This window comes from Chryseobacterium metallicongregator, assembly GCF_031324065.1.
GTDB classification, from domain to species: Bacteria; Bacteroidota; Bacteroidia; order Flavobacteriales; family Weeksellaceae; genus Chryseobacterium; species Chryseobacterium metallicongregator.
The window spans coordinates 41,625-54,025 of record NZ_JAVIXS010000017.1 but is presented as its reverse complement, the minus strand read 5'-3'; the positions used below and the strand labels follow the sequence as shown (position 1 = coordinate 54,025).

Sequence of the window (12,401 nt, the reverse complement as noted above, 5' to 3'; positions counted from 1 at the left end):
ATCCCTGTTATATTTATAAGTTTTTGAATTCTGGATTTACTTTTCCATGCTTTGATTTGTCTTTCTCTTTTATATGCTATTGATTTGGATTCGAAAGTTTCAAAATAAACAATAACCCAATCTTTAGCTTTTGATGTAAATCCTTTGTGATCAGATAAGTGTTTTCTCAATCTTTCCTGTAAAGATTCTGAAGAATGCCCAATGTAGAATTTTTCTAAGGTCTTGGAATGAAGTATATAGCAAAAATACATGGAACTAATATAAACAAAAAAGACTCACTGTTTCCAGTAAGTCTTTAAGTGAGCGCGAAAGGATTCGAACCTTTGACCGTCCCGATTACAAATCGGGATGCTCTATCCCTGTTATATTTATAAGTTTTTGAATTCTGGATTTACTTTTCCATGCTTTGATTTGTCTTTCTCTTTTATATGCTATTGATTTGGATTCGAAAGTTTCAAAATAAACAATAACCCAATCTTTAGCTTTTGATGTAAATCCTTTGTGATCAGATAAGTGTTTTCTTAATCTTTCCTGTAAAGATTCTGAAGAATGCCCAATGTAGAATTTTTCTAAGGTCTTGGAATGAAGTATATAATACATGGAACTAATATAAACAAAAAAGACTCACTGTTTCCAGTAAGTCTTTAAGTGAGCGCGAAAGGATTCGAACCTTTGACCGTCTGCTTAGAAGGCAGATGCTCTATCCAGCTGAGCTACGCACCCTTAGAAGTTGATTCTCGCTTAGTAAATAAGCACATTAAAAAGTCGGGGCGGCAGGATTCGAACCTGCGACCTCCTGGTCCCAAACCAGGCGCGATGACCGGACTACGCTACGCCCCGAATATATAAGAAGAGCGGAGGGTAAGGGATTCGAACCCTTGCGACACTTTCGCGTCGACAGTTTAGCAAACTGCTCCGTTAACCACTCCGGCAACCCTCCTTTTTTGTTTATTTTTTAATGATCGTTGTTCCGTTATTGCGAGTGCAAATATAGAACAGATTTCTTTATTTACCAAATAAAATTCAAGAAATTTTTGTGTATTTTTGAGGTAATAAATCATTCAAAAACCAAACTGATGCGTAAAACATTATATATCATCGGATTAAGCACTTTTGTTTTTTCATGTACTTCCCAACAAAATGTGAAAAAAAATACTTACAAACCGAAAACCCCAATAACACAGGCGAAACCAACGGTTCAAACAACTCCTCCGGTGGCTTCAAAACCAAAAGTTGTATCTGATCATGGAGTAGACTTTTTTACTACTAATATAGCAGACCCAACAAAAAATGATAATACGGCAAGTTATGGTTCTATTGTATCTGCAAAACCAGCCGGATATAAAGTGGTGAAAACTTATTTCCCTGCGGTAGCCCAGAATTTCAGACAACGTTATCTTATATTACATTATACAGCTCTTCCGGACGATAAATCTCTTACTGTTCTTACCCAACAGGCAGTGAGTGCCCATTATCTGGTAAATAATACAGGAGATAACGAGATCTATCAATTGGTAGATGAAAATAAGCGAGCCTATCATGCAGGAGTAAGCGCGTGGAGAAATGACAAAAATCTCAACGATAATTCTATTGGTATTGAAATTGTAAATACAGGCTATACCACAGATAGTACAGGTAAAAGAACTTTTGCTCCTTTTAGCGATGACCAGGTGAAAAAAGTGGCTGCCTTGGTTAAAGATATTGTGACAAGATATCAGATTCAACCTACAAATGTATTGGCACATGCCGATATTGCACCTACAAGAAAACAGGATCCGGGACCTATGTTCCCATGGAAAAAACTGTATGATGAGTACCAGGTTGGAATGTGGTATGATGAAGCAGCTAAACAGACTTATCTTGAGGCAGCACAGGCTGATATTACAGCAAGATATAATGAGGCCAGTTTTATCTTCCTTATTCAGACTTCATTGCAGAAATTTGGATATGCACTTGATCTTAGCGGAAAATGGGATGATGCTACGAAGAAAACAATTGAAGCTTTCCAGTATCATTTCCGTCCACAGAATTATGACGGAATTATGGATGGAGAAACATGGGCAATACTCCAAGCTTTAAATCAAAAATATCCAACAAAATAATTCAAATTAAAACGCATCGGTTAGATGCGTTTTTGCTATCTTTAAACGATCAAAAACAGTAAAATATCTGTAATGGAAAATTTCAGAAAAGAAAGTGATCTATTAGGCGAACTGAATGTGCCTTTAGATGCTTATTATGGGGTTCAGACACAAAGAGCTATTGACAATTTTAAAATCTCAGGACAGCTTTTGTCTTCATATCCGGATTTCATAAAAGGATTGGCGTTTGTAAAAAAAGCAGCTGCTAAAACCAATTATGAATTAGGACTACTAGACGAAAACCTGTATTTTAAAATAGCAGAAGCGTGTGATGAAATTGTAGAAGGGAAATATCATGAGCAGTTTCCGGTAGATATGATTCAGGGAGGAGCAGGAACTTCCATCAACATGAATGCGAATGAAGTGATCGCCAATATCGTGTTGGAAAAACTAGGGAAAAATAAAGGAGAGTACGAATTCTGTTCACCTAATGACCATATCAACCTTTCTCAGTCTACCAACGATGCTTACCCTACAGCAATCAAAATGGGATTGCTTCAGATGAATATCGGACTGGTAGAAAAGCTTGAAAGAATTATTACCGCTTTCCGTGCAAAAGGACAGGAGTTTCATGATGTTATCAAAATGGGTCGTACGCAGCTTCAGGATGCCGTTCCAATGACTTTGGGCCAGGAGTTTGAAGCTTATGCTGCTACTTTGGAAGAGGATATTTCCAAACTGAATAACAACGCCAACCTATTTGTAGAAGTGAATATGGGAGCAACGGCTATCGGAACAGGATTAAACGCTCCGGTAGGATATGCCACTCTTTGTGCTAAAAACTTAGCTCAGATTACAGGATTCCCGATTGTTTCAGCACCGGATTTGGTAGAAGCTACTCCTGACACAGGATCTTATGTCATCTACTCTTCAGCAACAAAACGTCTTGCCGTGAAATTATCAAAAATCTGTAACGATTTAAGATTACTTTCATCAGGTCCAAGAGCTGGTCTTTTTGAAATCAACCTGCCACCAATGCAGCCAGGATCTTCTATCATGCCAGGTAAAGTAAATCCGGTGATTCCGGAAGTAGTAAATCAGGTTTGTTTCAAAGTATTTGGAAATGATCTTACTGTAACTTTTGCTGCAGAAGCAGGACAGTTACAGCTGAATGTAATGGAACCGGTACTTTCTCATGCCATCATGGAAAATATCAACTTCCTTTGCAATGCCTTAGATACCCTTCGTGACAAGTGTGTAGTAGGAATTACTGCCAATAAAGAAATTTGCCTGAATATGGTGAAACACAGCATCGGTATTGTAACAGCATTGAACCCTTATATCGGGTACAAACAGTCTACACAGATTGCAAAAGAAGCATTGGAAACCGGAAAAAGCGTTTACAACCTTGTTCTTGAAAAAGGAATTCTTTCTCAGGAAAAGCTGGACGAAATCCTAGATCCGAAAAACATGCTGAAACCGCATAACAAATAAACTCTATAAACGATGAATGATCAATGGTAATTGATATCCTAAAGATTTCTTATCATTGATCACTCATCATTAATCAATTATAATTCGTGAGGTTTTTAATCATAATTCCTGCCCATAACGAAGAAGACAACCTCCCATTTACTCTTACTTCTCTGCAACAGCAAAGTAGCAAAGATTTTAAAGTGGTGGTAGTGAATGACGGTTCTACAGACAGAACAGCTGAGGTCATCAGAAATTATACAGAAACTGATTCACGTTTTGAAACAGTCACTCTTCAGAAATCTGAACATCAGCCAGGGTCTAAAGTCGTTCATGCTTTTAAAAACGGACTTCAGACTCAATCTATGGATGAATTTGATATCATCTGTAAATTTGATGCCGATATCATCCTTCCGGAAAACTATCTGACAGCAGTAGAAACCGCTTTCGCCAATACCCCTGAATATGGGCTGGTAGGAGGACTTCTGTACATTGAAAAAGACGGAAACTGGGTGTATGAAGGGAATTCCAATAAACATCATGTAAGAGGTCCTATGAAGGCGTATCGTAAAGAATGCTTTGTTCAGATTGGTGGTTTAAGGGAAACGTTGGGCTGGGATAATATTGATTCCATATTACTCGATAATCTGGGATGGAAAGAAGTGGTGATTCCGGAGCTCCATGTAAAACTGATTAAAGTAAAAGGAGCTGATTACACCATACGTCCGGCAGATTATTATGGAAGGTATTTTTATTTCCTGGGACTGAACAGGTTTCTGGCTTATATAGCCTCTTCAAAAGAAGCTATGAAAAGCAAATCTGCTTCATTTTTCTTCGATATTATAAACTCTTATGAAAGCTGCAGGTCAAAGAAACTTGAACTGAAAATTACCAAAGAAGAACAGAAAACTGTTAACGATCAACGTTGGAGAATGTTGAAAAAGAAATGGCTGAAAATGTAGAAGAAGATTTTTTAAACATTGTAAATGTTCATCAATAGAAACGGGTTTTAACCCGTTTAATAAAAAAATAAGATTCCATTGGCTTTAGCCAAAACTTAAGATATAACTCTCGCAAGCCTGTGAAAAAAATAGCTTACATAGAAATAGATACCCATGCAGAAATTGCTCAGGCTTTCATGGATATTATGGAAGGTTCTCAGGATTTTGCGGTAGACTATTATTTTTCAAAGAGAATCAAAGATCAAGTAAGTCACCGCCATGAAGCTGTGTTTTTATCAGATAGTTCTATGATTCTGGATCAATTAAAGGGAAAAGGATATGATCTTGTGGTAATAGGTACTGTACACCGTTATTTTAATACATTTTTAGCAATCACAAAAAAGTACAATGCGGCAGTTATTTCCCATAATCTTAATTTCATAAAAGCTTCTAAGCTGGATCTGATGAAAAGTGTTTTCAAAGGAGATGTTATTTTCAGATTAAAACTATGGCTGAAAGAAGGACTATTCTACAAAACTAAAGTTTATCAGACATCAAGATCTCTTTTCGTACTGGATGCTGCTTTGATTTCAGAGAGATATCAGCTTTTACCTCTGTTCTATACCAGAGATTTTGACAAGACAAAAAATGAAAATCTTGTCGTGGTAATCCCTGGTGGTGTTTCACAGAAAAGAAGAGATTATCATTATATTTTTGAAACGATTCAGAATCTGCATACGGATCAATCTTGTAAATTTATATTCCTGGGAAAAGCCAGCGGACATGAATTAAAACAACTACAACATTTATCTGAAAAACTGCCTGAAAATATTCATATTACCTATTTTTCCGAAAGAGTATCTTCCGAAGATTTTGAACAATGGATGAAGAAGGCAGATGTTTTATGGTGCCCGATTCAGCAGGATACAGAGTTTTTCAGCATGAAAGAAGCTTATGGGCAAACTAAAATGACAGGAAACCTTGGTGATGCCATAGCGTATGGAAAACTGGCAGTTTTTCCCAAGAATTACCCTTCAAAAACTGACTTTATTATTCCTGAAAAAGAAAATATTCTTGAGCAGTTAAAAGCTCTTTCAGACACTCCGTTTGATTTTTATACAACCTATAGGAAGAAAGAAGTTCAACAAAAAATGGAACAATTCTTACAGGGTCTAATCTGATTTTCTTTGCCTTAAAACACCTTATTTGATCTTAAATACACTCTTAATAAACCTCATATTCAGATAGTCTTCAATCGGGAATATTTTTGTGAAATAATTTCCTACATAAATGAGTATCAGAACAACAGCTGGTTTGTAAACGAGATTCAACAGATTGCTGTCGAAGTTCGGAAGGACAATAGCAACTGTAATGGCCAGCGTGCAGATGATAGAGACAAAAATCATTTCAATACTTAAAGGAGAAACTTTAAATACAATATAATTGAAAATGATTTTTACAACATTGTAAATGGTAAGGGAAATCGCTGTAGATAAAGCAATTCCAATCAATTTAAGATCTGTATTCTTAATGAAGTAATAGTTCAATCCAATAGTAAGTCCGGCCAGTAAAAGCATCACCAGAATATTGAATCTGTAATATTTTGAAAGTGAAATAATATTCCCGTTGAATCCTGTTGCAAGGTCTATCAATACTGCAGAGCCCCAGATCCAGACTACAGGTTCATATTCTCTGAGCATGGTTCCGTTCTTTGGCATAAATTGCGTCAGGTAAGGGAATCCCACCATGATACAGGAGAATAAAACGGCTCCAAGGAAATACAGGGTTAAAGATGTCTTTTTGTGGAATCTGTCCAGTTCCACCATATCTCCGTCTGCCAGCGTTTTGTTGATGATAGGTGCCGAAATATTAAATAATCCAAGCTGTGGAATAGAAATCAATGAGATCAGAGCATACAGAACAGAATAAATTCCTACTTCTTCCATTCCCATAAATTCTCCGATCATAAAACTGTTGATCGCCAGATAATTTCCAAAAGTTCCCAGGAATCCAAAGAAACTGTAATTGAAAAATTCTTTCCAGAAATTATTCTTTTTAAAATAATCGGTATTGAAATCCAGCTGAATTTTTTCCAATTTATTCGTATAATATATATACCCCAAAAGCATTAAAAAGAAGATTCCAAAAAAGAAAGCATATGCAATGGTCTGCGACGTAGAAGCTGTAATATTCTGCGATAAAGCAAAGAAAAAGAGACAAAACGCTCCCAGATTGGCTATTTTCGGAAACAGATTATCGAAAATATTGGAAACCACAATTCTTTTATAATTGGATGTATATTTATTGAAAATAGCGCAAAATGAAAGAATTAAAATCAGGGGTAGAATCATTTCCTTGATCTTCCATGCTTCTGAATGCCTGAATTTCGGATAAAAATAAGGAAGGATAAAAAATACAGCCGTGAAAATAACAAAGTTGATAAAAACCGTCAGTAATGACAGTGACAGCATATTCTGTTTTTTACCATCCTTTTCCACGGTGTGAAAAAACTTTACATTCGAATAGGAAATACCCAATACAACAAAGGGAACCAGCATCTCAGCTGTAGGAAGAATGTAGCGAAGCTTTCCGTAAAATTCAAAATCATTCGGAAATATAAATATTGCGGAAACGGTGCCCAGCAAAAAACCAATATAACCGATAATGGAATATTTGAAGCCTTGTCTCGCTACTACACTCATAAGTTGTTTTAAATGTTTTTAGGTATAAAAATAATATTGTTGATGTACTGAGTTTTATTTTTTTCGTCGTTTGTATTTTGTATTATGATATCTTCTGTAAGATCTTCCAGTGTAAAGCTGTTTCTGTTCAGATATCTGGCATCGTATCCCCAGCTCATCACTTTGGATATTTCATTCCATATAGGAGTTTCATGGTGTCTTTGCTCCATTTCAACCATTAGGGTCGGCTTGAACTGTCTGATGGTTTCTCTCGCTCCGGAAAGAGTCTTTATTTCGTTTCCTTCAACATCTATTTTGATAAAATCAAGTCTGTTGAAATGTTCCAGTGCTGCCCATTCGTCAAGTTTAATAACTTTTACTTGTTCCGTATAGCTTTTCTCTTCTCCTTTTTCTTTGTAAGAAGTGTTTAAAGTACCCCGGGAAGCAATAGTTTTTCCATTAATAATGGGTACTTTGAACTCTGCCATTCTGTTTTCATCCGAAAGAGCCAGAGGGAGAATGTGCATGTCAGAAAACAGTCTTTTCAGTCTTCTGTAAAGCTTTTTATTAGGTTCAAAACCATAAATATGCTCATGCTTCAAGGTGTTTTCCAGCTGAAAAAGGAAAGTTCCCACATTAGCACCAATATCCAGTATCACAGCATTTTTAGAAAGGTATTCTTTGATCCATACCAATTCCGGTTCTACATTACGTTCCGAAAAGTTATTTTTATTAAGATTATTTAAAGCTTTAAAATATCTTTTTTTGTAGAAATTCGGGCTTATGTATTGTAGTTTCTCTGCAATTTTTTGGTATAAAGACATCTTTGGCTTTTTGGCGAACAGCAAAGATACGTAAAAATGTAAAACTTTTCTTAAAAAATGTTAATTATAATGGTTTGATTTTCAGGATGGATTCCTGAAATTTGTTTTTGTAACCTGTTGGATTTTACTATATTTTTGATTTGTCACAGAGGCACCTGTATACCCTGAACATTTCTTTAAAACATTCTGTAGAAATAGAAATTCAGCCAAAATACACTCAATCATCTGCAAAAAACCGAGTGATCTGTAGTTGAAAAATAAAACTGTCTAAAGAAAAGGGGTATTCAGGAAATCATTGAAAGGTTTCATCAGTTTGAAAACTTTGGTCATGTTTTTCACTGCATTTTTGTCCAAGACTTCCTCATCTTTCAGAGAATAGACGACAATAAAGTTTTTAAGTTTGAGATATTCTCCCATAGGATCTTCTTTCTCAAAACCCTGAGGTATTTTCTTCAGTTTATCTTCCTGGTCAAGCTCCGGAAAATGTTTTTTGAAATCTTTATTATTGAGAATTTTTAGAAAATCATCTCCATATAAAGAAATCTCCTTGCGAACATCTTTCAGGACAGAAGATTCAGGCATGTAGATTCCTCCGGCTAAAAAGGACTTTCCTGGTTCCATGTGAAGATAATAACCTCCTTTCTGATTTCCCTTACCCATTCCCAGAGAAGCTCCGAAATTGGTTTTGTAAGGAGATTTGTCCTTGGAAAAACGGGTATCTCTGTAAATCCTGAATAAGGCCTTTTTACTGTCTATTTTAGCAAGTTCTTCATCGAAACCGGACATCTCTCTGATGAGTTCATCTAAGAATGAAACCACATTTTGCTGAGATTCTGTGTACAGGTTTTTATTTTCAGTAAACCAATCGCGGTTATTGTTTTTATTTAATTTGTTTAAAAAATCAAATGTATTGGAAGATATACTTGCAGACATATTGTAATAGGTGTTTTTTTGTTATTAAGTGATATTCAAAATGGTTTCTAAATCCGGAATCTTCGTACCTCGAATCCCGGATCAAAATCTCAAAGCCTCAAATCTCGCAACCCGAACCCCGGATCTCATAACTCAAATGTACAAAAACTATTCATATCTCAATGCTTCGATCGGATCTAGTTTTGAAGCTTTCAACGCCGGGTAATATCCGAAAAATACGCCTGTTACAGCACACACAATGAAGGAAACAATAATGGAAGATTCTGTAATAAAAGTAGGCCATGAAAGGAAAAAAGTAACCAGTTCCGAAGACAGGATGCCTAAAAGTACCCCAAGAATTCCACCGGTAATGCTGATCAGTACCGCTTCAATAAGAAACTGGTAGAGGATATCTTTTCCTCTTGCTCCGATAGACATTCTCAACCCAATTTCTTTGGTTCGTTCTGTGACAGAAACGTACATAATATTCATGATTCCGATTCCACCTACAATAAGGGAAATTCCGGCAATAGCAGATAAGAGTACAGTCAGAAGCTGACTGGTAGAACTCATGGTTGAGATAAGCTCCGCCTGAGTTCTTACGCTGAAATCATCATTATTTCCGTCTGCAGGCAGTTTATGCTGTTTTCTCAGAATTTCTGAAACCTGATCTGTAGCCTGTTGTGAAGTGTTTTCATTCGAAGAAGCGGCATAAATGGTCTGAACATAGGTAATTCCTAAAAATCTTCTCTGAACGGTATTGAACGGGGCGATTATTACATCATCCTGATCCTGCCCGAAGGCATTAGATCCTTTTGAAGCCAGAATTCCAATTACTTTCATCGGAACTTTATTGAATCTGATGATGCTTCCTACAGCATCTTCACCGTTGGGAAATAAATTATTGTAAACCGTCTGTCCGAGAAGACAAACTTTATTAGATGAAGTGACATCCTTTTTGGTGAAAAGATTGCCTTCTGCAATACTCCAGTCTCTGATGCTGAAATATTCCTCATTCACGCCCTGTAGTTGAGTAGGCCAGTTATTCGCTCCGTTGATGGATTGTCCGTTGGTTTGTACGGCAGGGGAGACGTAAGAAACATCAGGAGCTCCTTTTGAAATGGCGTCTGCGTCCTGTGGCCGCAGTGTTTGTAATCCGGAAGCTCCAATTCTGGCACCTCCTGAAACATTCACATTGCTGGACGGACGGATGGTAATCATATTAGAGCCCATCGAAGAAAGCTGGTCGCTGATGCTTTTTTTTGAACCTTCTCCAATGGCGGTCATTGCAATCACTGAAGCCACACCAATAATAATACCGAGCATGGTTAAAAATGCACGAAGCTTATTTCTTAAAAGGGCTTTCCAGGCAATCCTGAAGAGGTTTGAGAGGTTCATTGTAATAAATTTTCAGATTAAAATTATTTATAATCGTCGTTTACCGGAAGATTTTCTAAGGCTTCTCTGGCTGATTTTATATTATCGTTTTTAACATCTTTAATCACTTTTCCGTCCCGAAGCGTTACTGTTCTGCTGCTAAAAGTAGCAATATCAGGTTCGTGGGTTACAAAAACAATGGTTCGTCCCTGATGGTGAAGATCCTGCATAAGTGCCATGATTTCATAAGATGTTCTGGTATCCAGATTTCCTGTGGCTTCGTCTGCAAGAATCATCACAGGCTCATTTACCAAAGCTCTGGCTATAGCTACTCTCTGCTGTTGTCCTCCAGACATCTGATTGGGGAGGTGATCAATTCTGCTCTCTAGTTTTACTGCAGTCAAAGCATCTATGGCTCTTTTGTGGCGTTCTTCTGTAGATATTTTTGAATTATAAAGAAGTGGAAGTTCTACATTCTCCTTTGCCGTAGTTCTGGGAAGTAGATTGTAAGACTGAAATACAAACCCTATTTTCTGATTTCTGAGAACAGCTAGTTCATCACGATCAAGATTTTTAATGTTAACACCATCCAGAATATAATCTCCTCCTGAAGGTTTGTCCAGACAGCCAATAATATTCAGTAAGGTGGATTTTCCTGAGCCGCTGCTTCCCATAATGGTAACAAATTCGCCTCTTTCCACTGTAAATGTTACGCCTTTCAGTGCATGAACAACTTCTTCGCCCATCCTGAATTCTCTTTTCAGATCCATGATCTCCAGAATTTTTTCTGCCATGACTTTTTGTTTTAGGTTTGCTGGTTGATTAGGAGTATAAAATTCTTGTTATCTTGGTCCGCTGCCACCGCCACTGCTGTTTCTGTTGTTTCCACTACCTCTTCTTTGAGGCATGAAAGGGCTTTTGGCCTGTCCACCGGAAGATTTTTTCGACAGAACTTTATAGCCGGTGATGATATTGTCATTTTTATTTAACCCTGAAACAACCTGTATTTCGGTGTCATTATCCATTCCTGTTTTTATCTTTTTACGGGAAATGGTACTGTCTTTTGCAATCACCCATACCGCCGCTTCGTTTTTGTTTTCAGTTCCTTTGTTTTGATTTTTACCTTGTCTTTTTTCATGTTTTTTACCATAGGCAAACGAAGCATTTACTTTATATTTTTTAATCACCAGGCTGTCAGGTCTGAAACTCGTAGCCGCTACCGGAATTTTCATAATGTTGTCTAAAACCTGAGTGTAAATTGTGATATTGGCTGTCATTCCCGGCTTCAGTTTTAAGCTTGAATTATCTGCATTAATGATGGTGGTATAATTCACAACATTTGATGAAACGGTAGGATGAAGACGAACTTCCGAAACCTCACCGTCAAAAGTTTCATCCGGAAAAGCATCTACTGTAAATGTGGCTTTCTGGCCTACTTTTACATTTCCGATATCTGCTTCGTCCACTGATGCCCGAACTCGCATCTTGGTAAGATCCTTGGCAATACTGAAAAGGGTAGGAGTACTGAAGCTTGAAGCCACAGTTTGTCCTTCACTTACATTTCTGTTGAGTACCGTTCCGTCAATGGGAGAATAAATATTAGTTAACGACAGATTTTTATTGGCGGTGGAAAGCTGAGCATTCACTGAACCTACCTGCGCTTTTGCGGCATTGTACTGATTGGTGGCAACATCATAATCTGCCTTGCTGATAGCACCCACTTTGTACAGTTGTGACTGTCTGTTGATATTGATTTCATTGTAAGCAAGATTGCTTTTTGCATTTTGAAGGTTGGCTTTGATTTGCTCCGACTGAAACTGAAGCAGATCCGGATCTAAAGTGGCCAGTAATTGACCTTTTTTTACGGTTGAATTAAAGTCAACATAAATATTTTTAATGATTCCCGATACCTGAGTACCCACTGCAACCGTATCTACAGGCTGAATAGTTCCTGTAGCCGTAATGGAATTTGAAATTTCTCCCATTTCAGGCTTCACTGTTTCCATCTGAATTTTTATTTCTTTTTCCCGAATGAAGAAAAACCAGACTGCACCTGTTACAATGATGCCGCCCACAACCCAGTACAACCATTTTTTATTCTTTGTTTTCATA

12 protein-coding genes and 3 tRNA genes are annotated in these 12,401 nt (G+C 37.1%); 4 read left to right on the top strand and 11 right to left on the bottom strand.

Features of this window, described 5'->3' with window-relative positions; genetic code table 11:
* The 5 genes from REB14_RS17850 to REB14_RS17830 all read right to left on the bottom strand — a co-directional run.
* A partial coding sequence (locus REB14_RS17850; protein WP_309522870.1) for a GIY-YIG nuclease family protein occupies positions 1-251 on the bottom strand: 251 nt, incomplete at its 3' end.
* A gap of 85 nt (positions 252-336) precedes the next feature.
* Entirely contained in the window at positions 337-600 is a 264-nt protein-coding gene (locus REB14_RS17845; RefSeq protein WP_079240737.1) for a GIY-YIG nuclease family protein, read from the bottom strand.
* 49 nt (positions 601-649) lie between these two features.
* A tRNA-Arg gene (locus REB14_RS17840) sits at positions 650-723 on the bottom strand.
* Between the two features lie 42 nt (positions 724-765).
* A tRNA-Pro gene (locus REB14_RS17835) sits at positions 766-840 on the bottom strand.
* Positions 841-855: 15 nt separating this feature from the next.
* A tRNA-Ser gene (locus tag REB14_RS17830) sits at positions 856-940 on the bottom strand.
* Positions 941-1,076: 136 nt separating this feature from the next.
* On the opposite strand from REB14_RS17830, the gene REB14_RS17825 reads away from it, so the two are divergent.
* From REB14_RS17825 to REB14_RS17810, 4 genes are all read left to right on the top strand, one after another.
* Positions 1,077-2,102: an N-acetylmuramoyl-L-alanine amidase gene (locus REB14_RS17825; protein WP_079240739.1), complete on the top strand. Its 1,026-nt coding sequence runs from the start codon at positions 1,077-1,079 to the stop codon at positions 2,100-2,102.
* A gap of 72 nt (positions 2,103-2,174) precedes the next feature.
* Positions 2,175-3,575 carry an aspartate ammonia-lyase gene (gene aspA / locus REB14_RS17820; RefSeq protein WP_079240740.1) on the top strand — a complete coding sequence of 467 codons (1,401 nt, stop codon included), beginning with the start codon at positions 2,175-2,177 and terminating at the stop codon, positions 3,573-3,575.
* Positions 3,576-3,661: 86 nt separating this feature from the next.
* Positions 3,662-4,516, top strand: a complete 855-nt coding sequence (locus tag REB14_RS17815) for a glycosyltransferase family 2 protein (protein ID WP_309522869.1) — start codon at positions 3,662-3,664, stop codon at positions 4,514-4,516.
* Between the two features lie 119 nt (positions 4,517-4,635).
* Positions 4,636-5,676, top strand: coding sequence for a hypothetical protein (locus tag REB14_RS17810; RefSeq protein ID WP_309522868.1), 1,041 nt, complete (start codon positions 4,636-4,638; stop codon positions 5,674-5,676).
* A gap of 21 nt (positions 5,677-5,697) precedes the next feature.
* On the opposite strand, the gene REB14_RS17805 is transcribed toward REB14_RS17810, so the two are convergent.
* The 6 genes from REB14_RS17805 to REB14_RS17780 form a co-directional block, all read right to left on the bottom strand.
* Positions 5,698-7,197, bottom strand: a complete 1,500-nt coding sequence (locus REB14_RS17805) for a lipopolysaccharide biosynthesis protein (protein WP_079240743.1) — start codon at positions 7,195-7,197, stop codon at positions 5,698-5,700.
* Between the two features lie 8 nt (positions 7,198-7,205).
* Entirely contained in the window at positions 7,206-8,000 is a 795-nt protein-coding gene (locus REB14_RS17800; protein WP_079240744.1) for an FkbM family methyltransferase, read from the bottom strand.
* 267 nt (positions 8,001-8,267) lie between these two features.
* Positions 8,268-8,933: a DUF2461 domain-containing protein gene (locus REB14_RS17795; RefSeq protein WP_079240745.1), complete on the bottom strand. Its 666-nt coding sequence runs from the start codon at positions 8,931-8,933 to the stop codon at positions 8,268-8,270.
* A 147-nt stretch (positions 8,934-9,080) separates the two neighbouring features.
* Positions 9,081-10,310, bottom strand: coding sequence for an ABC transporter permease (locus tag REB14_RS17790; protein ID WP_309522867.1), 1,230 nt, complete (start codon positions 10,308-10,310; stop codon positions 9,081-9,083).
* A gap of 23 nt (positions 10,311-10,333) precedes the next feature.
* Complete coding sequence (locus REB14_RS17785) at positions 10,334-11,083, bottom strand: ABC transporter ATP-binding protein (RefSeq protein WP_079240747.1); 750 nt, start codon at positions 11,081-11,083, stop codon at positions 10,334-10,336.
* 48 nt (positions 11,084-11,131) lie between these two features.
* On the bottom strand, positions 11,132-12,400 hold the full coding sequence (locus REB14_RS17780; protein WP_309522866.1) for an efflux RND transporter periplasmic adaptor subunit: 1,269 nt from the start codon (positions 12,398-12,400) through the stop codon (positions 11,132-11,134).
* Position 12,401 lies beyond the last annotated feature (1 nt).

Bases quoted from the DNA above. Each gene is read 5' to 3' on its own strand.
- REB14_RS17825 (WP_079240739.1), top strand. From the start codon at position 1,077: ATGCGTAAAACATTATATATCATCGGATTAAGCACTTTTGTTTTTTCA.
- aspA (WP_079240740.1), top strand. From the start codon at position 2,175: ATGGAAAATTTCAGAAAAGAAAGTGATCTATTAGGCGAACTGAATGTG.
- REB14_RS17800 (WP_079240744.1), bottom strand. From the start codon at position 8,000: ATGTCTTTATACCAAAAAATTGCAGAGAAACTACAATACATAAGCCCG.
- REB14_RS17785 (WP_079240747.1), bottom strand. From the start codon at position 11,083: ATGGCAGAAAAAATTCTGGAGATCATGGATCTGAAAAGAGAATTCAGG.
- REB14_RS17805 (WP_079240743.1), bottom strand. From the start codon at position 7,197: ATGAGTGTAGTAGCGAGACAAGGCTTCAAATATTCCATTATCGGTTAT.
- REB14_RS17790 (WP_309522867.1), bottom strand. From the start codon at position 10,310: ATGAACCTCTCAAACCTCTTCAGGATTGCCTGGAAAGCCCTTTTAAGA.
- REB14_RS17795 (WP_079240745.1), bottom strand. From the start codon at position 8,933: ATGTCTGCAAGTATATCTTCCAATACATTTGATTTTTTAAACAAATTA.
- REB14_RS17780 (WP_309522866.1), bottom strand. From the start codon at position 12,400: ATGAAAACAAAGAATAAAAAATGGTTGTACTGGGTTGTGGGCGGCATC.
- REB14_RS17845 (WP_079240737.1), bottom strand. From the start codon at position 600: ATGTATTATATACTTCATTCCAAGACCTTAGAAAAATTCTACATTGGG.